The 25,260-nt window shown below is 76.1% G+C and carries 30 protein-coding genes; 12 read left to right on the top strand and 18 right to left on the bottom strand.

Annotation, left to right across the window (positions count from 1 at the left end):
• Nucleotides 1-136 precede the first annotated feature (136 nt).
• Nucleotides 137-1,798 (bottom strand): solute symporter family protein, encoded by a 1,662-nt coding sequence (locus ACI79G_RS18545; protein ID WP_091223013.1) that lies wholly within the window; start codon nt 1,796-1,798, stop codon nt 137-139.
• Nucleotides 1,798-2,199 (bottom strand): DUF485 domain-containing protein, encoded by a 402-nt coding sequence (locus tag ACI79G_RS18550; protein WP_091223012.1) that lies wholly within the window; start codon nt 2,197-2,199, stop codon nt 1,798-1,800. Before ACI79G_RS18550 ends, ACI79G_RS18545 begins: the two co-directional genes overlap by 1 nt.
• A gap of 168 nt (nt 2,200-2,367) precedes the next feature.
• Here ACI79G_RS18550 and ACI79G_RS18555 point away from each other — a divergent pair, with 168 nt between their 5' ends.
• Nucleotides 2,368-3,684 (top strand): Rieske 2Fe-2S domain-containing protein, encoded by a 1,317-nt coding sequence (locus tag ACI79G_RS18555; RefSeq protein ID WP_456882574.1) that lies wholly within the window; start codon nt 2,368-2,370, stop codon nt 3,682-3,684.
• A 15-nt stretch (nt 3,685-3,699) separates the two neighbouring features.
• On the opposite strand, the gene ACI79G_RS18560 is transcribed toward ACI79G_RS18555, so the two are convergent.
• Nucleotides 3,700-3,852, bottom strand: coding sequence for a hypothetical protein (locus ACI79G_RS18560; RefSeq protein WP_175479676.1), 153 nt, complete (start codon nt 3,850-3,852; stop codon nt 3,700-3,702).
• Nucleotides 3,853-3,960: 108 nt separating this feature from the next.
• Between ACI79G_RS18560 and ACI79G_RS18565 the strand changes: the two genes are divergently transcribed.
• The gene (locus ACI79G_RS18565; RefSeq protein WP_456882575.1) at nt 3,961-5,178 is read left to right on the top strand and encodes an MBL fold metallo-hydrolase; all 1,218 of its coding nucleotides are present in this window, start codon (nt 3,961-3,963) and stop codon (nt 5,176-5,178) included.
• A gap of 183 nt (nt 5,179-5,361) precedes the next feature.
• Here ACI79G_RS18565 and ACI79G_RS18570 read toward each other — a convergent pair whose 3' ends face one another.
• Nucleotides 5,362-6,231 (bottom strand): Fpg/Nei family DNA glycosylase, encoded by an 870-nt coding sequence (locus tag ACI79G_RS18570; protein ID WP_456882576.1) that lies wholly within the window; start codon nt 6,229-6,231, stop codon nt 5,362-5,364.
• Between the two features lie 192 nt (nt 6,232-6,423).
• On the opposite strand from ACI79G_RS18570, the gene ACI79G_RS18575 reads away from it, so the two are divergent.
• On the top strand, nt 6,424-6,588 hold the full coding sequence (locus ACI79G_RS18575) for a hypothetical protein (protein ID WP_456882577.1): 165 nt from the start codon (nt 6,424-6,426) through the stop codon (nt 6,586-6,588).
• A 91-nt stretch (nt 6,589-6,679) separates the two neighbouring features.
• On the opposite strand, the gene ACI79G_RS18580 is transcribed toward ACI79G_RS18575, so the two are convergent.
• From ACI79G_RS18580 to ACI79G_RS18595, 4 genes are all read right to left on the bottom strand, one after another.
• Nucleotides 6,680-8,185: a malic enzyme-like NAD(P)-binding protein gene (locus tag ACI79G_RS18580; RefSeq protein ID WP_456882578.1), complete on the bottom strand. Its 1,506-nt coding sequence runs from the start codon at nt 8,183-8,185 to the stop codon at nt 6,680-6,682.
• A gap of 68 nt (nt 8,186-8,253) precedes the next feature.
• Nucleotides 8,254-8,694 carry an SRPBCC domain-containing protein gene (locus ACI79G_RS18585; protein ID WP_456882579.1) on the bottom strand — a complete coding sequence of 147 codons (441 nt, stop codon included), beginning with the start codon at nt 8,692-8,694 and terminating at the stop codon, nt 8,254-8,256.
• 164 nt (nt 8,695-8,858) lie between these two features.
• Entirely contained in the window at nt 8,859-9,644 is a 786-nt protein-coding gene (locus tag ACI79G_RS18590; protein ID WP_456882580.1) for a hypothetical protein, read from the bottom strand.
• A gap of 51 nt (nt 9,645-9,695) precedes the next feature.
• On the bottom strand, nt 9,696-10,169 hold the full coding sequence (locus ACI79G_RS18595) for a DUF309 domain-containing protein (protein WP_456882581.1): 474 nt from the start codon (nt 10,167-10,169) through the stop codon (nt 9,696-9,698).
• Nucleotides 10,170-10,329: 160 nt separating this feature from the next.
• Here ACI79G_RS18595 and egtA point away from each other — a divergent pair, with 160 nt between their 5' ends.
• From egtA to egtE, 7 genes are all read left to right on the top strand, one after another.
• Entirely contained in the window at nt 10,330-11,583 is a 1,254-nt protein-coding gene (gene egtA / locus ACI79G_RS18600; protein ID WP_456882582.1) for an ergothioneine biosynthesis glutamate--cysteine ligase EgtA, read from the top strand.
• Nucleotides 11,580-12,887, top strand: coding sequence for an ergothioneine biosynthesis protein EgtB (egtB, locus tag ACI79G_RS18605; RefSeq protein ID WP_456882583.1), 1,308 nt, complete (start codon nt 11,580-11,582; stop codon nt 12,885-12,887). Before egtA ends, egtB begins: the two co-directional genes overlap by 4 nt.
• Before the next feature lie 2 nt (nt 12,888-12,889).
• A complete protein-coding gene (gene egtC / locus ACI79G_RS18610) occupies nt 12,890-13,579 on the top strand; it encodes an ergothioneine biosynthesis protein EgtC (protein WP_456882584.1) in 690 nt (229 codons plus the stop codon).
• Between the two features lie 36 nt (nt 13,580-13,615).
• The gene (egtD, locus tag ACI79G_RS18615; protein ID WP_456882585.1) at nt 13,616-14,644 is read left to right on the top strand and encodes an L-histidine N(alpha)-methyltransferase; all 1,029 of its coding nucleotides are present in this window, start codon (nt 13,616-13,618) and stop codon (nt 14,642-14,644) included.
• Between the two features lie 134 nt (nt 14,645-14,778).
• The gene (locus ACI79G_RS18620; RefSeq protein WP_456882586.1) at nt 14,779-15,378 is read left to right on the top strand and encodes an RNA polymerase sigma factor; all 600 of its coding nucleotides are present in this window, start codon (nt 14,779-14,781) and stop codon (nt 15,376-15,378) included.
• On the top strand, nt 15,359-16,123 hold the full coding sequence (locus tag ACI79G_RS18625; protein WP_456882587.1) for an anti-sigma factor domain-containing protein: 765 nt from the start codon (nt 15,359-15,361) through the stop codon (nt 16,121-16,123). Before ACI79G_RS18620 ends, ACI79G_RS18625 begins: the two co-directional genes overlap by 20 nt.
• A gap of 126 nt (nt 16,124-16,249) precedes the next feature.
• Complete coding sequence (egtE, locus tag ACI79G_RS18630; RefSeq protein ID WP_456882588.1) at nt 16,250-17,380, top strand: ergothioneine biosynthesis PLP-dependent enzyme EgtE; 1,131 nt, start codon at nt 16,250-16,252, stop codon at nt 17,378-17,380.
• A gap of 255 nt (nt 17,381-17,635) precedes the next feature.
• Here egtE and ACI79G_RS18635 read toward each other — a convergent pair whose 3' ends face one another.
• The 4 genes from ACI79G_RS18635 to alc are packed head-to-tail and all read right to left on the bottom strand — an operon-like array spanning nt 17,636 to nt 19,480.
• Nucleotides 17,636-17,971: a hypothetical protein gene (locus ACI79G_RS18635; protein ID WP_456882589.1), complete on the bottom strand. Its 336-nt coding sequence runs from the start codon at nt 17,969-17,971 to the stop codon at nt 17,636-17,638.
• Between the two features lie 30 nt (nt 17,972-18,001).
• Nucleotides 18,002-18,127 carry a hypothetical protein gene (locus tag ACI79G_RS18640; protein ID WP_456882590.1) on the bottom strand — a complete coding sequence of 42 codons (126 nt, stop codon included), beginning with the start codon at nt 18,125-18,127 and terminating at the stop codon, nt 18,002-18,004.
• A gap of 24 nt (nt 18,128-18,151) precedes the next feature.
• Nucleotides 18,152-18,445 (bottom strand): DUF4333 domain-containing protein, encoded by a 294-nt coding sequence (locus ACI79G_RS18645; protein ID WP_456882591.1) that lies wholly within the window; start codon nt 18,443-18,445, stop codon nt 18,152-18,154.
• 9 nt (nt 18,446-18,454) lie between these two features.
• Nucleotides 18,455-19,480, bottom strand: a complete 1,026-nt coding sequence (gene alc, locus ACI79G_RS18650) for an allantoicase (protein ID WP_456882592.1) — start codon at nt 19,478-19,480, stop codon at nt 18,455-18,457.
• Between the two features lie 95 nt (nt 19,481-19,575).
• Here alc and ACI79G_RS18655 point away from each other — a divergent pair, with 95 nt between their 5' ends.
• Nucleotides 19,576-19,737 (top strand): hypothetical protein, encoded by a 162-nt coding sequence (locus ACI79G_RS18655; RefSeq protein ID WP_175479678.1) that lies wholly within the window; start codon nt 19,576-19,578, stop codon nt 19,735-19,737.
• A 180-nt stretch (nt 19,738-19,917) separates the two neighbouring features.
• Here ACI79G_RS18655 and ACI79G_RS18660 read toward each other — a convergent pair whose 3' ends face one another.
• From ACI79G_RS18660 to ACI79G_RS18685, 6 genes are read right to left on the bottom strand one after another with little or no spacing between them, the layout of a single operon-like run.
• Nucleotides 19,918-20,625: an urease accessory protein UreD gene (locus ACI79G_RS18660; protein WP_456882593.1), complete on the bottom strand. Its 708-nt coding sequence runs from the start codon at nt 20,623-20,625 to the stop codon at nt 19,918-19,920.
• A 55-nt stretch (nt 20,626-20,680) separates the two neighbouring features.
• Nucleotides 20,681-21,370, bottom strand: a complete 690-nt coding sequence (ureG, locus tag ACI79G_RS18665; RefSeq protein WP_456882594.1) for an urease accessory protein UreG — start codon at nt 21,368-21,370, stop codon at nt 20,681-20,683.
• An 18-nt stretch (nt 21,371-21,388) separates the two neighbouring features.
• Nucleotides 21,389-22,009 carry an urease accessory protein UreF gene (locus tag ACI79G_RS18670; protein WP_456882595.1) on the bottom strand — a complete coding sequence of 207 codons (621 nt, stop codon included), beginning with the start codon at nt 22,007-22,009 and terminating at the stop codon, nt 21,389-21,391.
• Nucleotides 22,009-23,730, bottom strand: a complete 1,722-nt coding sequence (locus tag ACI79G_RS18675) for an urease subunit alpha (protein ID WP_456882596.1) — start codon at nt 23,728-23,730, stop codon at nt 22,009-22,011. Before ACI79G_RS18675 ends, ACI79G_RS18670 begins: the two co-directional genes overlap by 1 nt.
• Nucleotides 23,730-24,113 (bottom strand): urease subunit beta, encoded by a 384-nt coding sequence (locus ACI79G_RS18680; RefSeq protein ID WP_456882597.1) that lies wholly within the window; start codon nt 24,111-24,113, stop codon nt 23,730-23,732. The genes ACI79G_RS18675 and ACI79G_RS18680 overlap by 1 nt, the downstream gene beginning before the upstream one ends.
• Entirely contained in the window at nt 24,110-24,412 is a 303-nt protein-coding gene (locus ACI79G_RS18685; RefSeq protein ID WP_456882598.1) for an urease subunit gamma, read from the bottom strand. Before ACI79G_RS18685 ends, ACI79G_RS18680 begins: the two co-directional genes overlap by 4 nt.
• Before the next feature lie 438 nt (nt 24,413-24,850).
• On the opposite strand from ACI79G_RS18685, the gene ACI79G_RS18690 reads away from it, so the two are divergent.
• Nucleotides 24,851-25,114, top strand: a complete 264-nt coding sequence (locus ACI79G_RS18690) for a hypothetical protein (protein WP_456882599.1) — start codon at nt 24,851-24,853, stop codon at nt 25,112-25,114.
• The last annotated feature ends 146 nt before the right edge of the window (nt 25,115-25,260 follow it).

The raw sequence follows: 25,260 nt of genomic DNA on the forward strand, positions 1-25,260 counted from the left end.
GGGCACCCGGAGCCCCCGGAACGCGCGAGGCGCGCGCCCCCGGGAACGGGGACGCGCGCCTGGCGAGGTTCTGGAACGGCCACCCTTCGAGGTCCCGCGCCGAGCGGAGCCAGGCGTGGGGAAGGGTGGCCCTCCCTCAGTGGGCGACGGCCTTCTCCGCACCGATCCCGGTGAGCGCCCGCACCTCGAGCTCGGCGTTCTTGAGCTCGTCGGGCTGTTCCTTGGACAGCTTCGTACCGAGCCAGCCGAGGAAGAACGACAGCGGGATCGACACGAGACCGGGGTTGTTCAGCGGGAACCAGGAGAAGTCGACGTCCTGGAGCAGCGAGGGGCTCTTGCCGGTCGCCGGGTTGACGGGCGCCCCGGAGACCACCGGCGAGAACAGGATCAGCGTGACGCAGGTGATCAGCCCACCGTAGATCGACCAGAGCGCGCCCTGTGTGGTGAACCGCTGCCAGAACAGGGTGTAGATGATCGTCGGCAGGTTCGCCGAGGCGGCGATGGCGAACGCGAGGGCCACCAGGAAGGCGATGTTCAGCCCGGCCTGCAGCGCCAGGATCCCCAGACCGATGGAGACGGCGCCGATCACGATCGCGGCGATCCGGGCCACCTTGACCTCGGCGTTCGGGTTCACCTGCCCCTTCTTGATCACCGAGGCGTAGATGTCGTGCGCGAAGGAGGCCGACGCGGTGATCGTCAGTCCGGCGACCACCGCGAGGATCGTCGCGAACGCGACGCCGGCGATGACGCCGAGCAGGATCGTGCCGCCGAGCTCGAAGGCCAGCAGCGGCGCCGCCGCGTTGACCGCACCGGGCGCCGCCAGGATGGTGTCGGCGCCGACCAGCGCACCGGCGCCGTAGCCGATCACCAGGCTGAACAGGTAGAAGACGCCGATCAGCCAGATGGCCCAGACCACCGAGCGGCGGGCGTCCTTGGCGGTGGGGACGGTGTAGAAGCGCATCAGCACGTGCGGCAGGCCGGCCGTCCCGAACACCAGCGCGAGCGCCAGCGAGATGAAGTCCAGCTTCGAGATGTCGGTCGCGCCGTACTGGGCCCCCGGGGACAGGACGTCACGCGGTGTGGCCTGGGTCGCCGAGGTGTCGACCGCCCCGCCGAGCAGCGCGGAGAGGTTGAACCCGTACTTGCCCAGCACCCAGACCGTCATCACGCCGGCGCCGGCGATGAGCAGCGTCGCCTTGATGATCTGCACGTAGGTCGTGCCGCGCATGCCACCGACGAGCACGTAGACCATCATCAGGGCACCGACGAGGATCACGACGACCGCCTGCGCCAGCTCCCCGGTGACGCCGAGCAGCAGGGTGACCAGCGCGCCGGCGCCGGCCATCTGGGCGAGCAGGTAGAAGAGGCTGACCACGAGGGTCGAGGTCGCCGCCGCGGTGCGGACGGGCCGCTGGCGCATCCGGAAGGCCAGCACGTCGGCCATCGTGTACCGCGCCGTGTTGCGCATGAGTTCGGCGACGAGCAGGAGGGCGACCAGCCAGGCGACGAGGAAGCCGATGGAGTACAGGAAGCCGTCGTAGCCGTAGATGGCGATGGCGCCGGCGATGCCGAGGAAGGACGCGGCCGACAGGTAGTCACCCGCGATGGCCAGCCCGTTCTGGGTGCCGCTGATGTTGCGGCCGGCGGCGTAGTAGTCGGCCGCGCTCTTGTTGTTGCGGCTGGCCTTGAAGGTGATGGCCAGCGTGACGAGGACGAAGGCCCCGAAGATCGAGATGTTGACCGCCGGGTTCCCGACGGTGGTCGTCGCCGGAGCGGCGGGGGCAGCGAGGGGGAGCATCAGTGCCGTCCTCCGCGGGTCTCGTCGGCGCCTCGGGTGGCACCGACACCACCGGTGCGCGCGTACTCGTGGTGCTCCAGCCGCTCGCGCATGTCGTCGGAGATCGGGTCGGTGCGCTTGTTGGCGTGCGCCACGTAGACGTGGGTGATCACGAACGTCGAGACGAACTGGCCCAGGCCCAGCAGGATGCCGAGGTTGATGTTGCCGAACACCGGCGTGGCCATGAGGTCCGGCGCGTAGGTCGAGAGCAGGACGTAGAGCAGGTACCAGGCCAGGAAGGCCACGGTCATCGGGAAGGCGAAGCGACGGAAGCGTCGCTTCAGCTCGACGAACTCCGGGGAGGCCTGGGCCTCGCGGTACTCCTCCGGCGTCAGGAGCCTGCGTTCAGCGGGTGGTGTCACGGTGCCTCTCCCTGTCGTCCTCGTCACCTGCTTCCGGTGACCGCGGTCACTCTAGAGACAAATCTGTCCGTAATGCGTCGTCGGTGACCTTTTGTTGTGCGCAACCTGTGTCGCTCGACCGTCGAGCGGGCGTAACCGAGCGGGAACCCGGCGGCGCTGCAATGGGTCATGACCACTTCCGCGGGGACGACGACGGGCTGGTACCCGGTGGCGCGCGCCGCCGAGGTCGGGACGAAGCCGCTGCCGGTCGGCGCCGGCGGGCGGGCCTACGTTCTGGTCAGGCTGCGCCCGGGGGCGGAGGTGAGCGCCTTCCCGGCCCGGTGCCCGCACCGGCTGGTGCCGCTGAGCGCCGCCACGGTGGTCGACGGGCGGCTCACCTGCCCCCACCACGGGTGGCAGTACGACGGTGAGGGCCGGTGCGTCTCCCTCCCCTCCCTGGGCCTCGACGGGACGGCGCCGCCGCGGGCCGACCTGCTGGTGCCTTGGGCGGTCGAGGAGCGGCACGGCTGGGTCTGGTTGGCCCCTGAGCGCACCGCCGTCCCCGCGCCGCCGCGCCCCACCGCCGACACGGCACCCGAGCCGGCCCCGGCGCCCCCGCCGCCGGACGGGCCGGTGCTGGGCAACCTCGACCCGGCGCTGGAGTCGGCGTGGCACCCGGTGGCCCTGTCCCGCGAGCTGCGTCCCGGCGGCTGGCTGCAGGTGCGGCTGCTGGGGCGGACCTGGACGCTGCGCCGCACCGACCGGCTGGAGGTGGACCCCCCGGCGTTCGGCGTCCGCGAGCGGCTCGGCGTGGTGTGGCTGGCCCCGGCCGAGCCCCGGGACGTGCCGCTGGAGTTCCCCGAGGACGCCGACCCGCGCTTCGTGACCGGCTGGCTGCCGCCGCGACGATCGGCGGGGACGGCGGGCGTGCTGACCGACGTCCTCCTCGACGTCTCCCACGCCCCGTTCCTGCACGCGGCGACCTCCGGCGCGGCCGACCACCCGGAGGTGCCCGCGTACGACGTCCAGCCGGAGCCCGGCGGTTTCCGCTGCGCGCACGAGCAGTGGTTCGACGCGGTGACCGACCCCGGCGTGGCCACCGGCGAACGGCCGCTGCGGCAACGCCGGCGGGCGACGCGCGTCCTGCGGGCGCCGTTCCAGCTGCTGCTGCGCCTGCAGTCCCTCGACTCCGGCGCCGTCACGGTGGTCCAGTTCCTGCTGCAGCCGGAGGACGCCGACTCCACGCGGGTGTACACCCGGCTGCTGCTGTCGGCCGGCCCGGGCCACCCGCTGCCCGCCCCGGCCGACGTCGAGCGCGAGGTCGCCTTCCGGCAGCGGGTGCTCGACGAGGACCTCGCGCTCGTCGCGCACATGGCCGGCCAGGGACTGCCGCTGTCGGTGCGCGACGAGCTGCACGTGCGCGCCGACCGGCTGGGCGTGGCGCTGCGCCGGGCGCTGTGCGACTTCGTCGTCTCGGCTCCGCGACCGGACCGCGAGGCCGCCTGAGAGGGCCCGGGTCCCTCAGTCCGCGGGGAGCAGCTCCCCGCAGGCGGCGCAGCGGACCGGCGGGTCGACGTCGGCGAGTCGCCCGCACGCCGGGCACACCCGCCGCAGCCAGCACGCCGGGTCGCCGCCGTCCTCGTCCGGCTCGGCGGGCCGTGCGTCGTCGGTCACGGGGCCATGCTCGGACGCCGCAGCCTCCCGGGCAACCGCCGTCGGCCGGGGCGTGTCACCCTCGCGGCGGACGTCGCCTCCCCCTCCGCGGCTGGGATGCTGGCGGTCGTGCCGTCCTCCGCCGCCCGCCGCACCAGCCTGGCCCTCGCCGCCACCCTCGCCGGACCCGCCGCGTGGGTCGCCCGCGCCGCCTGGGGGCTGCCCACCGCCCTGGGCGCCAGCCAGCGCGAGGTCCAGACCTCCGCCGCCGGCTCGCCGCAGTTCGCCGACGGGCGCTTCCACAACCGGCTGAGCACCCCGGCGCGGCCGCCGGCCAGCGCACAGCGCGGCCTGCTGCGGCAGATGCACGAGGAGCGGGACACCGGCCTGCCGGCGCGTCCGGTGCCGGTGACCCGCCCGGAGCTGCCCGTGGAGGCGGGTGAGCTCGCGGTGACCTGGTTCGGCCACTCCAGCGCGCTGCTCGAGGTCGACGGCCGGCGGGTGCTGGTCGACCCGGTGTGGGGCGAGCGGGTGTCGCCGTCCCCGCTGGTCGGGCCGACCCGGCTGCACCCGACGCCCCTGCCGCTGGAGGAGCTGCCGCAGGTCGACGCCGTCCTCGTCTCGCACGACCACTACGACCACCTCGACCTGCCCACGGTGCGCGGCCTGCTGCGCACCCAGGCCGCGCCGTTCGTCGTCCCGCTGGGGCTGGGTGCGCACCTGCGCGGCTGGGGCGTGCCGGAGGAGCGCGTCGTCGAGCTGGACTGGGACGGCGCGGTGCGGATCGCCGGCCTGACGCTCACCTGCACCGAGGCGCGGCACTTCTCCGGCCGGTTCCTCACCCGGGACACGACGCTGTGGGCGTCCTGGGTGGTCGCCGGGCCGCGGCACCGGGTCTTCTTCGGCGGCGACACCGGCTACACCCCGGCGTTCGCCCAGATCGGCGCGCTGCTGGGCCCCTTCGACCTGACCCTGCTGCCGATCGGCGCCTACAACGACGCCTGGGCCCTCATCCACATGACGCCGGAGGAGGCCGTCCGGGCGCACGGCGACCTCGGTGGCGGGTTGCTGGTGCCGGTGCACTGGGCGACGTTCAACCTGGCGTTCCACCGCTGGGCCGAACCCGTGCAGCGGCTGTGCGCCGCGGCGGAGCGCTCGGAGGTGCGGGTGGCGGTGCCGCGGCCGGGCCAGCGGGTCGACGTCCTGGCGCCGCCGGCGCTGACCGACTGGTGGTCGGAGGTCGGCTCGCCCGCCGACGAGCCGGCCGAGACCGGGGACGGCGGGGCCGGCAGCTCGGTCGTGGCGCGAGCGGCGTCCTGGCTGACCGCCCGCCGGTCGAGCGACTAGCCCAGCAGCCGGACCACCTCGGGGGGTCCGCCGCCTCGACCTGCGGGGTCGCGCCCTCGGGGTCCGGCCGGTGGCCGGGCCGACGCAGCCGGACCACCTCGATGCCGGCTGCCGGGGCGCCCCGGACGTCGCGTCGAGGTCGCCACGTGCGCCTCCCCTGGACGGGGGCAGCGGGGTCCTCCTTCAGCGCAGCAGCTTGGACATCCGCCGGTCGGCCAGTGGCTTGCCTCCGGTCTGGCAGGTCGGGCAGTACTGCAGCGAGGTGTCGGCGAAGCTCACCTCGCGGACGGTGTCGCCGCACACCGGGCAGGGCAGGCCGGTGCGGGCGTGCACCTGCAGCCCTGAGCGCTTCTCGCCCTTCATCGTGGCCGCCTGCTGCCCGACCTGGCGCTCGAGCGCGTCGGTGAGGGTCGCCCGCATCGCGTCGTAGAGGCGCAGGGCCTCGTCGTCGGTGAGCTTGTCGGCCATCTTGAACGGCGAGAGCCGCGCGGCGTGCAGGATCTCGTCGGAGTAGGCGTTGCCGATGCCGGCGAGCAGCGTCTGGTCGGTGAGTGCGCCCTTGAGCTGCCCGCTGCGCCCGGCCAGCAGCGCCACGAAGGCGTCCCGGTCGACCTCCAGCGCGTCGGGCCCGAGCCGCGCGACGCCCGGCACCTCGGCCGGCGAGCGGACGACGTGGACCGCCAGGCCCTTGCGGGTGCCCTGCTCGGTGAGGTCGAAGCCGTCGGGCGGGGTCCCGTCCTGGGAGTCGAGGTGCACGCGCAGCGCCAGCGGCCCCTTGCCCGGCTTGGGCGGGGCCGTGGGCAGCCCGGTGCGCCAGTGCAGCCAGCCCGCCCGCGCCAGGTGGACGACGAGGTGCAGCCCGGAGACGTCGAGGTCGAGGAACTTGCCGTGCCGGGCGACGCCGGTGAGCTCCAGCCCGCCCAGCGCCGACAGCGGCGGGTCGAAGGTCTTGATCGCCTGGACGGCGGCCAGGTCGACGCGGGTCACCACGCGGCCGACCGCGTGCTCACGCAGGAACGCGGTCAGCGCCTCCACCTCGGGCAACTCGGGCACCCGGCCACTATGCCGCGGGAGGACGTCTCGCGCCGTCCCCCATCGAGTGGTACCGACGAGCGGGGGTACCGACGGGTGGGAGGTCGGGGGCCTCCCCGAGGAGGGACGCAGCGGCTCCGCGCAGCGGGGTACGGCACCTGGCCGCGGTCGGAGTCCGGAGGACGACAGCGTGATGCACGAGGAGGCGCGGACATGACCGAGAGCGCGCAGGGCCGCCCACCGGTGGACGAGACCCGTCCCTCGGCGCCGGACCAGGACGCCGGGTCGTCGGTCCCGGCCGACACCGGCGTGGGGATGGGCCGCGGCGAGGCCGACACCTTCGAGCCGGAGGAGTCGCGACCGGCCGACGAGGACTGACGGTCAGCCGGCGATCATGGCGCCGTGACCGCGCCCGCGGTGGGGCGGGCGGTCACGGCGCCGTGATCGCGCAGGGTGCCGAGCGGTGGCGCTACTGCGTGGTGAGGGTCTCCACCTCGCTCACCGGGGCGGTCGCGCCGGGCTCGTGCCGCGCCTGATCGGCCACCGCGGCGGCGACGGCCGACGTGACGGCGGGGTCGAAGACGCTCGGGATGATGTAGTTGGCGTTGAGCTGGTCGTCGGTGACCACGCCGGCGATCGCCTCCGCCGCGGCCAGCAGCATCCCGTCGCTGATCTCCCGGGCCCGCGCGTCGAGCAGCCCGCGGAAGACGCCGGGGAACGCCAGCACGTTGTTGATCTGGTTCGGCAGGTCCGAGCGGCCCGAGGCGACGACGGCGGCGTGCTGCCGGGCCCGCACCGGGTCGACCTCGGGCGTCGGGTTGGCCATGGGGAAGACGACGGCCTGCGGCGCCATCCGCGCGAGCGCCTCGACCGGCAGCACGTTGCCGGCGCTGACGCCGATGAACACGTCGGCGCCGTCGAGCGCGTCGGGCAGCTCGCCGCGCACGCACCCGGGGTTGGTGCGCTCGGCCAGGTCCCGCTTGGCCGGCGAGAGCCGCTCGTCGTCCGGCGAGAGGATCCCCTCGCGGTCCCACACCAGCACGTGCCGGGCGCCGGCCTTGAGCATCAGGTGCACGATCGCCGTCCCGGCCGCGCCACCGCCGGCGACCACGATCTTCACGTCCTCGAGCCGCTTGTCGACGACGCGCAGGGCGTTGCGCAGCGCGGCCAGCGCGACGATCGCCGTCCCGTGCTGGTCGTCGTGGAACACCGGGATGTCGAGCTTCTCGCGCAGCCTGGCCTCGATCTCGAAGCAGCGCGGGGCGGCGATGTCCTCGAGGTTGATGCCGCCGAAGCCAGGGGCGATCAGCTCGACGGTGCGGACGATCTCGTCGACGTCCTGGGTGTCCAGGCAGATCGGCCAGGCGTCGATGTCGGCGAACCGCTTGAACAGGACCGCCTTGCCCTCCATGACCGGCATCGCGGCGCCCGGGCCGATGTCGCCGAGCCCCAGGACCGCGGAGCCGTCGGTGACCACGGCGACGGTGTTGCCCTTGATGGTCAGCCGGCGGACGTCGTCGGGGTTGTCGGCCAGCGCCAGGCAGACCCTCGCCACGCCCGGGGTGTAGGCCATCGACAGGTCGTCGCGGGTCTTCAGCGGCACCCGCGAGGCGACCTCGAGCTTGCCGCCCAGGTGCAGCAGGAAGGTGCGGTCGCTGACCTTGCGGACCGTGACCCCGGGGACGGCCCGCAGCGCGTCGACCATCTCCTCGGAGTGCGCGGCGTCCGCGGCCGAGCAGGTGACGTCGACGGTGAGCCCGTCGGAGCGGGAGTCGACGACGTCGATCGCGGTCACCGCGCCGCCGGCCGAGCCGACCGCGGTCGCGATCCGGCCGATGGAGGCCGGGTCGCCGTCGGCGGTGAGCCGCACGGTGATCGAGTACGACGCCGACGTGACCGGCCCGCGAGGCGGCGTGGCCGGCTCGCCGAGGGCGGTGTCGTCGGTGCTGGGCGTGGCAGCGGTCTCAGTGCTCATGGCGTCCCCCATCGTGACACCGAACCACCCGCAGGGGTGCTTTCGGTCACAGTGGTCACGGACGCCGGTCAGCCGCTGGGCCGGGAGGTGCGCCCCTCGGCGCGGGCCTTGAGCCCCTCGCAGAACTGGCGGAAGGAGGGGTTCAGGTCCGGCGTCGAGCGGGCGAGCAGCGCGGCCAGCGGGCCGGTGTGGTCCTCGCGGACGGTGAGCACCGTGCTGCCGTCCTCCTGCGCGTCGAGGTGGTAGGTGCGCTCGATGACCGCCAGCCCCAGCGGCAACCCGCCGCGCCAGCGCATGACCTCGCGCGGGCGGATCTCGGTCACCGTCACCGAGAAGGGGCGGTCGCGGATCATCGTGGCGTAGAGCGTCAGCTCCTCGCCGAGCGCGACCCGGCCGTCCACCCGGTCGACGCCGGAGTCCCAGTCCCGCCAGCTGCCCACGTCGACCAGCAGCGTCCACACCTGCTCCGGGCTCGCGTCGATCCGCGCCGCCGCCTCGTAGCTCCTCACGCCCAGCCTCCCATCCCCGCCCGCCCGCACGGCCGTCGTCTGCAGGTGGGTGTTGGGTACCACGATGCCCGGGCCGCCGCCCCGGGTCGAGCTGCGGCCAGGCCACGTGCACCGGCGCGGTCCTGCCGCGGGCCTGCGACCGGCGGGGGCGGGGGAGTCCTCCCTCAGCCGACCAGCAGTGCGCCGCGCTCCCGCCGTCCGGCCACCCGGACTGCCAGGGCCGCGGCCACGACGACCGCGGCGCCCACGGCGGCGACGGTCACCACGCCCGGCCCGCCGTCGACGGCGACCGCGACCAGGCCCCAGACGACCGCGAGGGCGAACGGCCCGGCCGCCACCCGGGCGACCAGCACGAGCGCCGCCCCGAGGGCCGCGACCGCCCCGAGCGCGACGACCGACCACACCTGCGCCGCCGCACCGTGGGCCGGCGCCCCGAGCGCGACGCCGGCGCTGGCGACCTGCACCGCCGAGGCGAGCGTCACCCAGCCGAGGAGCAACCCGGTGACCGCCGCCGGGAGCAGCCGCGCCAGCCCGGTGAGCGGCATGGCCTGCAGCCGCGCCCAGGCCGTCGCCGCGGCGGCGACGATCGCGAAGAGGAGCACCGCGGGGAGGACCGGCACGCGGTCACCCACCTGCGGGAACAGCAGTTCCCAGGCGGCGTTCCCGGCGAACGCCGCGGCCAGGGGCCAGCCGGTCGCCCGGTGCACCGCGCGGTCCCGCTGCCCGGGGAGGGCCTGGTAGACCGCCCAGGCCAGCGCCAGGGCGAAGACCGGTCCCCAGATCGAGAAGGCGTAGCCGGCCGGGGTGATCAGCGCGCGGGTCGCGTCGCTGACCTCGCCCACGCTGCGCCCGGCGAGCGCCGAGCCGAGCGGGCTGCCGGCGATCTGGGCGATCGCCGCCAGCACCACGGCTCCCGCCCGCAGGGCGTCCGCCCGTCGTCGGTTCGTCACCCCCGGTCCCTACCCGGCCGCGGGAGCCCCGGCACGCGGGCGGGGGCAGGGTCACTCCGTCCGCAGGCGGGGCGCGAGCGCGGCGGCGTCGCGGGACGACGGCGGCGCGGCGGCCAGCGCCCGGCCCCAGGCGACCAGGCCCGCGACGTCGATGCCGTGCGGCGGGGCGTCGGCGTAGGCGGCGACGTTGCCCGCGCCGCGCTCCAGCAGCCGCTCGGCGCCGCGGTCGTTGCCCCGCGCCACGTGGGTCAGGCCCACGGCGAGCTGGGCCAACCCGCGCCACAGCTGCCGCTCGGGGTCCGGCGCGGACTTCCACGCGTCCTCGAGCACCTCGTGGGCGTGGAAGGGCCGCCCGGCGTCCAGCAGCTCCTGGGCCTCGGCGAGCGCCTGGTCCGGCGTGCGCAGCACGCCCTCCGGTGCCCGCTCCTCCCCCACGGCGCCGCGCGGCAGGGGGCGCCCCAGCGCGTCACGCGGCCGAGCGTTGCGCGCCCGGCCTGCGGGATCCCGGTCCCGGTCGACGTCCACCCGACGATCCTGACGCGGACACCGGTTGGGCGCTGCCGGATCGTGCGTTCCGTCGGTGCTCCCGTGCAGGATGGGGCCGAGGACGGCCGCAGGACGGGCCGCCCCCGCACCGACCCGCGGTCGTCGTCGACCGGTCCGGACCTGGAGGGGGGTGGGGCCCGTGGCCCCGGTCACCGAGGAACCCACGGTCGTCCACGACCTGGAGGCCGCCGTCGCGCACGTCACCGGCGCGGCGCTGCGCCCGGGCCCGGTCGGTCCGGTCGGCCTGGAGCTCGAGGCGCACCTGGTCGACCTCGACGCGCCCGCGTCGCGCGTGCCCTGGCAGCGGATCCGCGACCTGGTCGACGCGCTGCCCGCGCTCCCCGGCGGCAGCCGGGTCACCCTCGAGCCCGGCGGCCAGGTGGAGCTGTCCGGCCCGCCGTGCACGGACGTCGCCGCCGCTGTGGCGGCGCTGCGGGCCGACCGCGACGCGCTCGCCGCGGCCCTGGCCGCCGAGCGGCTGGCCGTGGCCCCGGTGGGCGCCGACCCGCTGCGGCCGCCGGCCCGGGTGTGCCCGGCCCCCCGCTACGCCGCGATGGAGGAGCACTTCGCCGCCGTCGGCTGCGCCGAGGCCGGGACGGCGATGATGGCCGGCACCGCCGCGCTGCAGGTCAACCTGGACGCCGGGCCGTGCGCGGGCTGGAGCGAGCGGGTGTCCCTGGCCCACCAGCTGGGGCCCACCCTGGTCGCCGTCGCGGCCTGCTCCCCGCTCGCCGACGGCCGGCCGACCGGCTGGGTGTCGCACCGGCAGCGGGTCTGGAGCGACCTCGACCAGGCCCGCTGCGGGCCGTTGCTCGGTGGCGCCGACCCGGCGGGCGAGTGGGCCGCGTACGCGCTGGCCGCGCCGGTGATGCTGGTGCGCGACCCCGACGGCGGGGCCGCGCCGGTCGGCGAACGGGTCAGCTTCGCCGAGTGGGTCACCGGCGAGGTCCTCCTCGGCGGGCGGGTGCCCTCCGCCGCCGACCTCGACTACCACCTGACCACGCTGTTCCCGCCGGTGCGCCCCCGCGGCTACCTGGAGATCCGCTACCTCGACGCCGCGCCCGAGCCGTGGTGGCCGGCGCTGGCCGCGGTGACGACGGTGCTGCTCGACGACCCGGTCGCGGCCGGGCACGCCGCGGCGGCCACCCTGCCGGTCGCCACCGCCTGGGACCGTGCCGCGCACGTGGGCCTGGCCGACCCCGCGCTGCACGCCGCGGCCCGCGCCTGCCTCGCCGCCGCCTGCGACGCCGTCCCCGCCGCCCTGCGGCCGGAGGTGGAGGCGCTCGCCGACCTCGTCGACCGGGGCCGCTGCCCCGGCGACGCCCTGCTCGACACCGCCCGGGCCGGTGGCCTCGCCGCCGCCCTCCTCTCCGCCACGGGAGCTCCCCAGTGACCGACCTGACCGAGACCCTCGTCCGCGACCTGGAGGCCGCCCGGCAGCGCACGCTGCGGCTCACCGACCACGACGAGCCCGAGCTGCTGCGCCAGCACACCCCGCTGCTCAGCCCGCTGGTCTGGGACCTCGCCCACGTCGGCCAGCAGGAGGACCTCTGGCTGCTGCGCCGCGGCGACGCCCGCCGGCAGGGGCTGCTGCCGCCCGACGTCGAGGCGCTCTACGACGCGTTCACCCACCCGCGCGCCGTCCGCTCCCGGCTGCCGCTGCTGCCCCCGGTGGAGGCGCGGTCGTTCTGCGGCGAGGTGCGCGGCCGGGTGCTCGACCGGCTGGGCCGCCTCGGCCGGGACGACGACGGCGACCCGTTCGACTTCGCGATGGTCGTCAGCCACGAGCAGCAGCACGACGAGACGATGCTGCAGGCGCTCAACCTGCGCGTCGGCCCGCCGCTGCTGGGCGCCGGGACGCCGCTGCCGCCGGGCCGGCCGGGGGTGGCCGGCACGTCGGTGCCCGTGCCCGGCGGGGGGTTCGTCCTGGGCGTGGACGCCGCCGACGAGCCGTTCTCCCTGGACAACGAGCGGCCGGCGCACCGGGTCGACGTCCCGCCGTTCCGCATCGGCCGGGTGCCGGTGACCAACGCCGAGTACGCCGCCTTCGTCGCCGACGGCGGCTACGACGACCGGCGCTGGTGGTCCGATCGCGGCTGGGCGTACCGGGTCGAGGCCGGGCTGGAGCGCCCGCAGTTCTGGGGCGCCGACGGCACCCGCACCCGCTTCGGCGTCGTCGAGACCGTTCCTCCCGACGAGCCGGTCCAGCACGTCACGTACGTCGAGGCCGAGGCGTACGCGGCCTGGGCCGGGGCGACGGGAACGGCCCCGGCCGGGGCGCGGCTGCCCACCGAGGTGGAGTGGGAGAAGGCCGCCGTCTGGGACCCGGCCGCGCAGCGGCGCCGCCGCTTCCCGTGGGGGTCGGCCGAGCCGTCGCCCGCCCTGGCCAACCTCGGCGGCGACGCGCTGCGCCCGGCCCCGGTGGGCGCCTACCCCGCCGGCGCCAGCTCCTACGGCGTCGAGCAGATGGTGGGCGACGTCTGGGAGTGGACCTCCTCGGACTTCACCCCCTGGCCCGGCTTCCGGCCGATGCTCTACGCCGACTACTCCGCGCCGTTCTTCGGCGGCGACTACAAGGTGCTGCGCGGCGGCTCGTGGGCGGTGGACGCCTCGATCCTGCGGCCGAGCTTCCGCAACTGGGACCACCCGATCCGCCGGCAGGTCTTCAGCGGCTTCCGGCTGGCCTGGGACGCCTAGGCATGTGCCGCCACCTCGCCTGGCTCGGCCGGCCGCGGACGCTGGCCGAGCTGGTGCTCGAGCCGCCGTCCTCGCTGCTCGTGCAGTCCTGGGCGCCGCGCCGCCAGCGGTACGGCACGGTCAACGCCGACGGCTGGGGCGTGGGTTTCTTCTCCCCCGGCCGGGCACAGCCGGCCCGCTGGCGCTCGGCGCGGCCGCTGTGGGGCGACCCGTCGTTCGCCTCGGTCGCGCCGGTGCTCTCCTCCGGGTGCGTGGTGGCCGCCGTCCGCTCGGCCACCGTCGGGATGCCGCTGGAGGAGAGCGCGGCGGCGCCGTTCACCGACGGGCGGTGGCTGCTGTCGCACAACGGCCGGGTGGACCGCGCGGTGCTGCCGCCGGTCCGGGACGCCGAGTCGACCGTCGACAGCGCGCTGCTGGCCGCGCTGGTGTTCGACCGGGGCCTCGACGCCCTGGCCGACACGGTGCGCGAGGTGGGTGCCGCGGACCCCGGCGCCCGGCTGAACCTGCTCGCCGCCGACGGCACCCGCCTGCTGGCCACCACCTGGGGCGACACGCTGTCGGCGCTGGTCACCGCCGACGGCACCGCGCTGGCCAGCGAGCCGTGGGACGACGACCCGCGGTGGACCGACGTCCCCGACCGGTCGCTGGTCGAGGTCACCCCCGACGGCCTGACCACCACGCCGCTGTCCTGATCCACCCTGCCGGCCGCCGACGAGCACTGGAGCACCGTGTCGATCTCGCTCACCAACCACCTCGCCCCCGAGGACGCCGCGGACGCGCTGCGCGCCGACGCCCGCGCCGGCCTGACCGCCACGCCGAAGACCCTGCCGCCGCGGTGGTTCTACGACGAGCGGGGCAGCGAGCTGTTCGACGAGATCACCCGGCTGCCGGAGTACTACCCGACCCGCGCCGAGCGGGCCGTGCTCGCCGCGCACGCGCCCGAGATCGCCGCCGCGTCGGTCGCCGACGTCCTGGTGGAGCTCGGCAGCGGGACGTCGGAGAAGACCCGGCTGCTGCTGGACGCGCTGCGCGACGCCGGCACGCTGCGCCGGTTCGTGCCCTGCGACGTCGACCCGTCGGTGCTGCAGGCGGCCGGGGCGGCGATCACCGCCGAGTACCCCGGCGTGGAGGTGGCGGCGGTCGTCGGCGACTTCACCCGGCACCTGGGCGAGCTGCCGCGGTCGGGACGCCGGCTGGTGGCCTTCCTCGGCTCGACCATCGGCAACCTGGAGCCGGAGGCGCGGGCGGCGTTCCTCGACGACCTGGCCGGCACGCTGCAGCCCGGGGACTCCTTCCTGCTCGGCACCGACCTGGTCAAGGACCCGGCCCGGCTGGTGCGGGCCTACGACGACGCCGCGGGGGTCACCGCGGAGTTCAACCGCAACGTGCTGCGCGTGCTGGACCGCGAGCTGGGCGCCGACTTCGACCCCGCTGCCTTCGAGCACGTCTCCGTGTGGGACGCCGAGCACGAGTGGATCGAGATGCGGCTGCGCTCGCTGACCGACCAGGTGGTGCACGTCCCGGCACTCGGCCTCGACGTCCGGTTCGCCGCCGGTGAGGAGTTGCGCACCGAGGTCTCGGCGAAGTTCCGCCGCGAGCGGGTCGAGGCCGAGCTGGCGGCGGCGGGCCTGCGCATGACGCGGTGGTGGACCGACCCCGATGGTGACTTCGGCGTCTCGCTCTCCCGGAAGGACCTCCCTGCCCCCCACCCCTCGCAGGCTCGGTGCGGGCCGCTGCAGGGAGGCCACACCCGCTGACGATCATGGAGTCGCGGTGGCGACACGCCGTCCGGACACGGGTGTCCCCACCGGGGACCCGTGGTCGCCGCAGACCGGGCCGGGCCGCTGCCGTGACCGGGCTGCCGGCAGCCCGGACGGCTAGGGTCGGGCGGGTGCCCCCGGACGTCGCACCGCTGCGGGACGCCGACCCCGGGCCCGACGACGCCGAGGTCGGCCGCCGGTTCGCCGCCGGTGACGAGCAGGCGCTGGCCTGGGCCTACGAGCGCTTCGCCGGGCAGGTCCACGGCATGGCGGTGCGCGCCTTCGGCCCGGGTCCGGACGCCGAGGACGTCACCCAGCAGGTCTTCGTCTCCGCCTGGACCGGCCGCCGCGGCTACCGCCCCGAGCAGGGCCCGCTGGCGGCCTGGCTGGTCGGCATCTGCCGGCACAAGATCGCCGACACCTGGGCCCGGCGCGACCGGCAGCGCCGCGCCGCCGAGGCCGCGGTCACCCAGGCCCGCTCGGCGACGGAGGGCACCGGGCCGCAGGTCGACACCGCCGTCGCCGACCGGGTGCTGCTGCTCGGCGAGCTGGAGCAACTGGGCCAGCCGCAGCGGGGCATCATCGAGCTGGCCTTCTTCGAGGACCTCACCCACACCCAGATCGCCGACCGCACCGGGCTGCCGCTCGGCACGGTGAAGTCCCACATCCGGCGCACCCTCGAACGCCTGAGGTCACGGTTGGAGGTGGACGGTGCGGCACTGCACGCCTGAGCAGCTCGCGCTGGCGGCGCTGCACGAGCCGCTGCCCGCCGACGACGCCACCCACCTCGACTCCTGCGCGCAGTGCCGCGCGGAGGTCGCCTCGCTGCGCCGCGCGGTCGACGCGCTCGCCGTCCCCCAGCTGGCCGCGCCTGGTGCCGCCGTCCTCCCGCCGCCGGGTGTGTGGGCGGGGATCGCCGCCGCCACCGGGGTCACCACCGTGCCGCGCCCCGAGGCGGTGGCCGCGGCCCCGGCCGGCCCGCCGCACGCCGTCGTCCCGCCGGCGCCGACCCCCGCCCCGGCGCCGGTCGTGCCGCTGCGCACCCGGCGCTCGCGGCTGCTGCTCGCCGCCGCGGCGTCCCTGGTCGTCGGCGTCGGCATCGGCGCGGGAGCGGTCGCCCTCGGCACGGGGGACGACGGCGGCCAGACCGTGGCCGCGGCCGCCCTCGACCCGCTCGACGACAGCGGCGCCACCGGCGAGGCCCGCGTGCTGGAGCGCGACGACGGCACCCGCGTGCTCCAGCTCGACCTCAGCGCCGCGGACCTGACGGACGGCTTCTACGAGGTGTGGCTGATCGACGAGTCGGTCGAGGACATGTACTCCCTGGGGGTGCTCCGGAGCGGCAGCGAGGTCACCCTGGACGTGCCCCCCGGCGTCGACCTCACCGAGTTCCCCGTCGTCGACGTCTCCGTCGAGCCGCTGGACGGCGACCCGACCCACTCCGGGGACTCCGTCGCCCGCGGCGTGCTGGCCTGACGGCCCCCCTGCACGGACCCGCCGCCGCCCCCCCGTCCAGGGCACCGCCCCGAGCGGAGCGAGGGGCGGGGAGGGCGGGGCCCTTCCACGGTGGGGAGCAGGAGGTCCTTCTTCTAGCGTGGGGGCGTGACGACGCTCCATCCCGCCCTCGTCCACGAGGACCTCGGCGCCGCGTGGCGCTCGGCCCGGCCCCGCCCGGCGGGCCGGCACCTGGACAGCGCGGCGTGCAGCCGGCAGGGCCACCGGGTGCTGGAGGCCGTCGCCCACCACGCCCGGCACGAGGCGGAGCTCGGCGGCTACGTGGCCGAGGCGACCGCCGAGGAGCTGCTGCAGCAGGGCCGGTCGGTGATCGGCGGGCTGGTCGGGATGGCCGCCGCGGACGTCGCCTTCGTCGAGTCCGCGCAGGCCGCGCTGGCCACGCTGCTCGCCGGGTGGCGGTTGCCGGCCGGGGCGCGGGTGGCGTGCCTGCCCGGCGAGTACGCGCCCAACGCGGCGCAGCTGCGCGCCGCGGGGCTGTCCGTCGAGCACCTGCCGGTCGACGACCTCGGGCGGGCCGACCTCGACGGCGTGGCCCGGCTGCTGGCGGGCGACCCGCCGCGGGTGGTGCACCTGACCCACGTCGCCAGCCACCGCGGCGTCATCCAGCCGGCCGCCGAGGTCGCCGCGCTGTGCCGCGAGGCCGGTGTGCCGCTGGTCCTCGACGCCGCGCAGTCGCTGGGGCACGTCGACACCGACCTGGGCGCCGACGTCGTCTACTCGACCTCGCGCAAGTGGCTGGCCGGGCCGCGCGGGGTGGGCCTGCTGTGCGTGCGGCCGGCGGTCACCGCCGAGCTCACCCCGCTCCTGACCCCGCCGGACGACGTCCCGCCGCTGCGGGCCTTCGAGTCCGGGGAGGCGCACGTCGCCGGCCGGGTCGGGCTGGTCCTGGCCGTGGGCGAGCACCTGGCCGTGGGGCCGGTCCGGGTGCGCGAGCGGCTGGCCGCGCTGGGCCGGGCCGCCCGCGAGGTGCTCGAGGGTGCGGCCGGCTGGAGGGTGGTCGAGCCCCTCGACGAGCCGACCGCCACGACGACGCTGCGCCCGCCGGACGGCGTCGACGTCGTCACCACCCGGGCCCGGCTGCTCACCGAGCACGGCATCGTCACGACCGCGATCGGCCCGCAGCGGGCGCCGGACGAGATGACCGGACCGGTGCTGCGCGTCTCGCCGCACCTGGACGCCACGGTCGACGACCTCGAGGCCCTCGCCACAGCCCTCTGACGGCCATCTCCGCGACGGTGAGGGCCCGGCGTTCGCCACCGCCCGGGCCGACATCGCGCCCGCGCCGTGCCGCGGCTCGCCCTGCAGCATCGCCGTCCGGGCCTCCAGCCGCAGCGACGCGGAGTCCGCCGACGAGGACCCGTCCACGCCCAGCCCCACGGGCACGCCGGCGGCGCGCAGCTCGGCGTCGTGCACCAGCAGGACGGCGGCGGTCTCCACGGGTCGCATCCGGCCCGCTGTGGTCCCGGTCAGGTGTCAGCGCAGGATCTCGACCAGCAGCACCCACGCGTTGAACACGGCGCCCGCGAAACCGGCCACCAGTGCGGGCACCGTCCAGTACAGCCCGCCGCCGGCGCCCGCGACCAGCGTCGCGCCCGCCGTCACCAGGGGCGCACCGGTGCAGGCCACGATCACCGCGGGGACGACGATGCTGCGTGCCTGCGCGCCCGCGGGCCGCCCCCGTCGGACCCGCAGCGCCCCGTCGCAGGCGATCAGCACCAGGCCGGTACCGCCCAGCTCCAGCCCGAGTGCCGTCGGGGACTGGCCCGGGACGAGCACGAAGACCGCGGTCGTCAGCAGGACCACCAGCACCCCGAGGGTCTCCCCGGCTCGCAACGGCAGTCAGGCGATCCGCAGCACCTGCTCGAGGTTGATGGAGACGGCGACGAACAGCAGGCCGAGCAGCGCGGCGGCGGCCCCCGCCATGGCGACGTAGAGCTCCGACCACGGCTCGGACGCGTATGCCATCCCCGACTCAGCCGAGGGTGCCGGTCAGTCGACCGGCTCGATGGCGAAGTCCGCCGTGTCGCCCTCGACCGAGGTGACGGTGATCCGCAGCCCGATCTTCTCGCCGGTGTCCGGATCGATGGCCGAGCACTCGGTCGTGGCGTCCACCTCGGCGTCGAGGTCGCCGGGGCAGGAGACGTCAGCGGCGACGCCGAACTGGGACTCGAGGGTGCTGGAGACCTGTGTCTCCAGCTCGTCCTGCCCGATCGACGAGCCGCAGGCGGTCAGGCCGAGCCCCAGCACGGGCGCGACGGCGAGCAGCAGGAGGCGGCGCGGCACGGGCGAACCCTAGCGGCGGCCCCCGGTGCACCGGACCGCTTCGCTCACCGCCCGCGCCCCTGCACCAGCCGGGCCACCGGCGGGGGCAGGTCCGCGCCCAGGGGGCGGGCCCCGACCAGCCGGCCGGCCTCGGCCGGCGCCACCCCTGCCCCCTGCAGGACCTCCAGCGCCTGGACCGCCGTCGAGGACGAAGCGGTGCCGGGTGTCGGGCTGCAGCCGGGTCCGCGGCAGGACGACGACCTCGCCGTCCGGGCCGCTGCCCGTGAGGGACGCCGATCCGGGCGCGTTGCCCAGGAAGTACGAGGTGTCCAGCTCGGCGAGGGTGACCACGCCCTCGCAGGCCAGCGACAGCTCCACCCAGTCGTTGCCCTCCCCGCGCCGCCGGCGGGTCTCCCAGCCCTCCCCCATCGACCGGGCGAGCCCCGGCGACACGAGCTGCACCGGGCGGCCGTAGAAGGCGTCGCTCACCCCGGTCACCAGGGCGCCGTTCTCCAGCGCGGCCAGGTCGACCGGGCCGGCGTCCAGCAGGCGCGGGTCGGGGACGGCGGTGCCGTGCACCCGCAGCCGGGCCACGCCGCCGTCGGGCGCGATGGTCAACCGCACGTGGGTGACCCGCCGGGCCGAGTCGACCGGGAAGGTGTTGGCCGCGTCGCCGGCGAGGTCCGACAGCGGCAGGAGCGGCTGCCAGTCGGCGCGCTCCAGCTCGGCGACGGTGGGGTGGCCCTCGACCGCTGCGCACTCGACCGACGCCTGCGGCGGGAAGTTGCCGGTGAAGTGCGCGGTGTCGACCACGACCACCGACACGATCCCCGGCACGCCCAGGCGGACGATCGCCCAGTCCGACCCCGGGGAGCGCCGGCGCCGGGTCTCCCAGCCGTCGTACTCCTTGCCGCGGTGGCCGAAGCCGGGCAGCGCCTGGGCCGGGTGCGGCAGCACCAGGTTCTCCTTGGCGGCGAAGGACTCGTCGTTGGCCGCGACGACCGCTCCGCCCAGCGCGCGGCTGGCCAGGTCGGGCAGGCGGGTGGGATCGCTCATCGGGCTCCTCGCCGGTCGCAGGGTCGCGCGGGGGTCACTGTGGCACGGGGTGGGTAGGGCACCGGCGTCCGACCAGTCGCTCCCGAGGAGGACCCGTGTCCGAACCCACCGACGACCTGCGCGAGCGCGCCCGCGAGCACGTCGAGCAGCTGCCCGCCGAGACGGCCCTCGGCAACGCCGACCCCGCGGGCGGCGTCCAGGACGACCCCCAGGTGCTCGACCAGGCCGCCCGCGAGGAGGGGGAGCAGCGCAGCTGAGAACGAGGGCCTCCCTGCCCTTTCGCTCGCAGGCTCGCGGCGGCCCCTGCAGGGAGGCCGACCCGTCGGCGTCCCCGGGCCTGCGAGGACCCCGGGGAGGGGAGCGCCGTCGCCGTCCCCCGGCAGGTGCGGACGGCGGTGGGTCACGCTGCTCTGCCCGTCGGTGGGCTCGCGACCCCCTCAGGCGGTCTCCCGCTCGGGCGCGGTGAGGTCGGCCACCGCACCGGCGACCCGGTGCAGCTCGGTGCCCCACGCCGTCGCCGTCCACCCGCCGGGCAGCGGCAGCCGGACGGCGTCCTCCCCCGTGGCGACCGGCCGCTCGTGGCTGCCCGTGTGCACGGTGGAGGCGTACGCCCGCGGGGCCACCGGTGGAAGCCAGGCCGGGGCGCCCGGCCCGAGGTCGACCGTGGTGTGCAGCAGCGGCCGGCCGGCGCGGACCACTCGGGTCGTGCCGGTCCAGCGGCCGGGCTCCTCGCCCCGCCGCCCGAGCAGCACCTGCTCCGTCGCGGTGAGCACGCCGCCGGGCCCGAGCTCCGCCTCCAGCTCCGCGACGTGCCGGGCGCGCGCGGCGACGACGGTCGGCTCCGGCGCCAGGTCGAGCTCACCGGCCACGGTGGCGCGGATGCGCTGCACCGACGGCCGGGCGGCGCCGCGGGAGGGCAGCGCGACCGCGGCGGCGACCGAGCGCACGCACAGCCGGGCGCCGTCCTCCACGACCAGCCGGACCGTCACGTCGTCCCCGCCGAGCGGGCCGAAGGCGGTGGCGACGAGGTGCACCGTCCCCGGCCCGGTCCGGCGGACGGCGTACTGCCCGCCCGCGCGCACCACCGGCAGCACGGTGCGCCCGCCGGGGCCGCGGCAGGCGACGACCTCGACGAGCGTCCTCATCGTCCGGCTCCACCCCGCAGCCGCTCCGCTCCGGACCCGTTCCTCGCTGCGGTGCTCACGCCTGCGTCCTGTTCCCGCCCGCGGCCACGCGGACCCGCACCTGCTCGCGCACCCAGTCGGCCACCGCGGCGGCGCTCGGGTCCTCCCGCAGCGAGACGAGCAGCGTCGGCTTGCCGCCGCGCACCGCGTCCGCGTCCCGCCGCATGACCCCCAGGTCGGCGCCGACCAGCGGGGCGAGGTCGGTCTTGTTGACCACCAGCAGGTCGGCGGCGGTGACCCCGGGTCCGCCCTTGCGCGGCACCTTGTCGCCGCCGGCCACGTCGACGACGAACACCTGCACGTCGACCAGGCCGTAGCTGAAACTGGCGGTCAGGTTGTCCCCGCCGGACTCGACGAGCACCAGCTCCAGCCCCGGGTGCCGGGCCTCGAGCAGCTCGACGGCGTCGAGGTTGGCGGTGATGTCGTCGCGGATCGCGGTGTGCGGGCAGCACCCCGTCTGCACCGCCTCGATCCGGTCGTCGGGGAGGACGGCGTTGCGGCGCAGGAAGTCGGCGTCCTCGGTCGTGTAGATGTCGTTGGTCACGACGGCGAGGTCGTACTCCGGCCCCAGCGTGCGGCACAGCGCCGCGGCCAGCGCCGTCTTGCCGGAGCCCACGGGTCCGCCGAGGCCGACCCGCAGGGGTCCCCCGTGCCGGTGCGGCACGGGCGCGTCGACGTAGTCGTCCAGGTTGTGGTCAGGCGGCATGGGAACTCCCAGTGGGGCTCATGAAGCGAAGAACCGGTCCCTCCGTGCGGCGTGCACCTCGGCCAGCAGGTCGAGCAGGGGGTCCGCCGCAGCCGGGACGCCGTCCACCGCGGCGACCTCGTCGATCTCCGGGGCCAGGCGGGCGGTGAGGGCGGCGACGGCGAGCGGGTCCATGGCCAGCAGCCGCTGGGCGGCGGTCGCCGGACCGCTGACCGACAGGTACGCGGCGGCCGCGGCGGCGTCCCGCGGGGTCAGCCCGGCCACCGCGGCGGCGACGCCCAGGGCGAGCGGGGAGTGCGGCCGCTCGGGCAGCGCGTCCCAGGCCGGCGAGGGCCAGGCGCGCCGCCCCACGCGGACGAGTCCGCGCCCCTGCTGCCGGGACGCCGCCCGGAGCGCCGGGCTCGGTGCGCGCGCATCGGCCTCGGCGTCCAGCGCCGCGAGGTCACCCCCGGCGCACGCGGCGGCCGCCAGGCCGGCAGCCACGGCACCCGCCGTGTGCAGGCGACGCCGCAGGAACGCCGTGAGCGTCACCGGGTCGTGCACGACCCCCGCCGCGATCGCCTGTTCCACGCCGCCGGAGTGCGTGTGCCCGCCGGCCGGCAGCCGGGAGTCGGCCAGGGTCAGGAGCGCTGCCGTCATCAGAAGAGGAAGTACCGCTGTGCCATCGGCAGCTCGCGCACCGGCTCGGGCTCCCACACCTCGCCGTCCACCCGCACGGTGAAGGTGTCGGGGTCCACCCGGATCTCCGGCAGTGCGGTGTTCTCCGGCATGTCGGCCTTGGTCAGCCGCGTGGTGTCGGTGACGGCGACCAGCCGCCGGTCGACGGCGAGCCGGTCCGCGAGCCCCGCCTCCACGGCGGCCGGTGCGACGAAGTGCAGCGACGTCCGCGCCGGCACCCGGCCGTACGCCCCGAACATCGGCCGCGGCAGCTGCGGCTGCGGGGTGGGGATGGAGGCGTTGGCGTCGCCCATCTGCGCCCAGGCGATGACGCCGCCCTTGAGCACCGCGTGCGGCCGGACGCCGAAGAACCGCGGGTCCCACAGCACCAGGTCGGCGAGCTTGCCGGGCTCGACCGAGCCGACCTCGCCGTCGATCCCGTGCGCCACGGCCGGGCAGATCGTGTACTTGGCGACGTAGCGGCGCGCCCGCAGGTTGTCCGCCGCGCCGTCCCCGGCCAGCGCCCCCCGCTTGCGCTTCAGCACGTGCGCGGTCTGCCAGGTGCGCAGGACGACCTCGCCGACCCGCCCCATCGCCTGCGCGTCCGAGCCGATCATCGAGATGGCCCCGAGGTCGTGCAGCAGGTCCTCGGCGGCGATCGTCGTCGGCCGGATGCGGCTCTCGGCGAAGGCCAGGTCCTCGGGCACGGAGCTGTCCAGGTGGTGGCAGACCATGAGCATGTCGAGGTGCTCGTCGAGGGTGTTCACCGTGTGCGGCCGGGTCGGGTTGGTGCTGCTCGGCAGGACGTTCGGGTGGCCGGCGACGGTGATGATGTCGGGCGCGTGGCCGCCCCCTGCGCCCTCGGTGTGGTACGCGTGGATGCTCCGGCCGGCGATCGCGGCCAGGGTGTCCTCGACGAACCCGGCCTCGTTCAGGGTGTCCGAGTGCAGCGCCACGGGGACGCCGTTGCGCCCGGCCACGGTGAGGCAGGCGTCGATCGCCGCGGGCGTGGAGCCCCAGTCCTCGTGCAACTTGAAGCCGCTCGCCCCGCCGCGGAGCTGCTCCTCCATCGACTCGTGCGAGACGGTGTTGCCCTTGCCCAGCAGCGCGACGTTGACCGGCCACGGGTCCATCGCCTCGAGCATCCGGGCCAGGTACCAGTCGCCCGGGGTGATGGTCGTGGCCTTCGAGCCCTCGGCCGGCCCGGTGCCGCCGCCGATGAGCGTCGTCACGCCCGAGCCGAGCGCCGTCGGGACGATCTGCGGGCAGATGAAGTGCACGTGGCAGTCGATGCCGCCGGCGGTGAGGATCCGGCCGTTGCCGGCGAGCACCTCGGTGCCCGGCCCGATGACCAGGTCGGGGTGGACGCCGTCCATCGTGTCGGGGTTGCCCGCCTTGCCCAGCGCCACGATCCGGCCGTCGCGGACGCCGACGTCGGCCTTGACGATGCCCCAGTGGTCGAGGACGACGGCGCCGGTGACCACCAGGTCCGGCGCGCCCTCGGCGCGGGTGGCCCGGCCCTGGCCCATCGACTCGCGGATCACCTTGCCGCCGCCGAACACCGCCTCCTCGCCGGCCCGGCCCGGGCCGCCGCAGCGGTCCTCCTCCACCTCGACGAGCAGGTCGGTGTCGGCCAGCCGGATGCGGTCGCCGGTCGTGGGGCCGTACAGCTGGGCGTAGCGCTCGCGGGACAGCCGGACCATCAGCCGCGCCCTCCCTCTGCGGTCAGGCCCTGCCCACCGGCCGGACGCCGCGCCCCGGTCCGCTCCTCGCTCGTTCCTCGCCGCGCTCCTCCCGGGACTGTCGTCAGGCCGGGGACGAGGCGCGCCCCGGCCAACGGCACCAGGGTCACGGTGCGGGTGATCCCCGGCTCGAAGCGGACGGCGGTGCCCGCGGCGACGTCGAGGCGGTGACCGTGCGCGGATGCGCGGTCGAACTCCAGCGCCCGGTTGGCCTGCGCGAAGTGGAAGTGCGACCCCACCTGCACCGGCCGGTCGCCGGTGTTGGTCACCTCGACCTCGATCCGCGGCACGCCCGGGAGCGTCTCGAGCACGCCGTCCGCCGGGATGACCTCGCCGGGGATCACGGGATGGGGTGGTGGACGGTCACGAGCTTGGTCCCGTCCGGGAAGGTCGCCTCCACCTGCACCTCCTCCAGCAGCTCCGGGACGCCGTCCATCACGTCGTCCCGGCTGAGCACCGTGCGACCGGACTGCATCAGCTCGGCCACCAGCACGCCGTCGCGGGCGCCCTCGAGGACGTGGTCGGTGACGATCGCCGTCGCCTCCGGGAGGTTCAGCCGCAGCCCCCGCGCCCGCCGTCGGCGGGCCAGCTCGGCGGCGTAGGAGAGCAGCAGCCGTTCCTGCTCGTGCGGGGAGAGGTGCACGCGGGAGACCTCCGGACGTGGGCGGAGCCCGCACGCTAGCGGCACCGTGTGACAGCGACGTTGCGTGGGCAGGGCCTGCCCCCGACCGGACGCCACCTCCACGGCTCATCACCTGCAGGTCATCGACATCCGCTCCCTCGAGGGGGAACGGCTCCACCGGCGGCGTCCCCACCCTCTACACGACCGTGCTCGTCGTCTTCGTCCAGGCGGTGACGCAGTTGATGCCGTTCGCGATGGGCCGCGGTCCCAGGCGGCGGAGCTCCTTCCTGGGCACCTGCCTGGTCGCCGTCGGCATGGCCCTCGGCTTCGGCGTCGTCCTGGCCCTCCGGGACATCGTCGAGTCGGGGCCCGGGGGTCGGGGTGGGTCTGCAGTTCTGGACGCCGCCACCGTCGGACGTCGACGGCGCTTCCTCCCAGGTCGCGGTCTCCGGTGCTCCGATGCTGGCGCTCATCGCGGCGGGCGTGGGCATAAGCGTGGTGTCCGAACGCTGGGGCCCGACCGGTGTCCGGGGCGTCATCATCGGCGGCATCGTCGTCCTCGGCGGAGCCGCCGTGCCCATCACCTGGGTGGGCGCCCGGCTCTACCTCGGTCGCTGGTCCGCCGACCAGTCGCTGGTGGCCCTCGCCGTCGACCTGCCGCTCGCTCTGGCCGCGCTCCTGGGCGCACTCGCCTTCGCCGGCACCCGTCGCGTGGTCACCTGACGCAGGCTGGACCCAGCGGGCCTCGCTCCGATCCGCGCCGGGAGTGCATGAAGGGCCCTCACCGTGGCGGTGAGGGCCCTTCATGGAGGAGTTGTCCGGCGGCGTCCTACTCTCCCACTCCGTTCCCGGAGCAGTACCATCGGCGC

It is taken from the genome of Geodermatophilus sp. SYSU D00779 (genome assembly GCF_054050595.1).

What these genes read in the sequence shown, in the direction of transcription:
- ACI79G_RS18545 (WP_091223013.1), bottom strand. Translation starts at nt 1,798, where the DNA reads ATGCTCCCCCTCGCTGCCCCCGCCGCTCCGGCGACGACCACCGTCGGG.
- ACI79G_RS18555 (WP_456882574.1), top strand. Translation starts at nt 2,368, where the DNA reads ATGACCACTTCCGCGGGGACGACGACGGGCTGGTACCCGGTGGCGCGC.
- ACI79G_RS18575 (WP_456882577.1), top strand. Translation starts at nt 6,424, where the DNA reads ATGACCGAGAGCGCGCAGGGCCGCCCACCGGTGGACGAGACCCGTCCC.
- ACI79G_RS18580 (WP_456882578.1), bottom strand. Translation starts at nt 8,185, where the DNA reads ATGAGCACTGAGACCGCTGCCACGCCCAGCACCGACGACACCGCCCTC.
- egtC (WP_456882584.1), top strand. Translation starts at nt 12,890, where the DNA reads ATGTGCCGCCACCTCGCCTGGCTCGGCCGGCCGCGGACGCTGGCCGAG.
- ACI79G_RS18640 (WP_456882590.1), bottom strand. Translation starts at nt 18,127, where the DNA reads ATGGCATACGCGTCCGAGCCGTGGTCGGAGCTCTACGTCGCCATGGCG.
- alc (WP_456882592.1), bottom strand. Translation starts at nt 19,480, where the DNA reads ATGAGCGATCCCACCCGCCTGCCCGACCTGGCCAGCCGCGCGCTGGGC.
- ACI79G_RS18660 (WP_456882593.1), bottom strand. Translation starts at nt 20,625, where the DNA reads ATGAGGACGCTCGTCGAGGTCGTCGCCTGCCGCGGCCCCGGCGGGCGC.
- ureG (WP_456882594.1), bottom strand. Translation starts at nt 21,370, where the DNA reads ATGCCGCCTGACCACAACCTGGACGACTACGTCGACGCGCCCGTGCCG.
- ACI79G_RS18670 (WP_456882595.1), bottom strand. Translation starts at nt 22,009, where the DNA reads ATGACGGCAGCGCTCCTGACCCTGGCCGACTCCCGGCTGCCGGCCGGC.
- ACI79G_RS18675 (WP_456882596.1), bottom strand. Translation starts at nt 23,730, where the DNA reads ATGGTCCGGCTGTCCCGCGAGCGCTACGCCCAGCTGTACGGCCCCACG.
- ACI79G_RS18690 (WP_456882599.1), top strand. Translation starts at nt 24,851, where the DNA reads ATGCTGGCGCTCATCGCGGCGGGCGTGGGCATAAGCGTGGTGTCCGAA.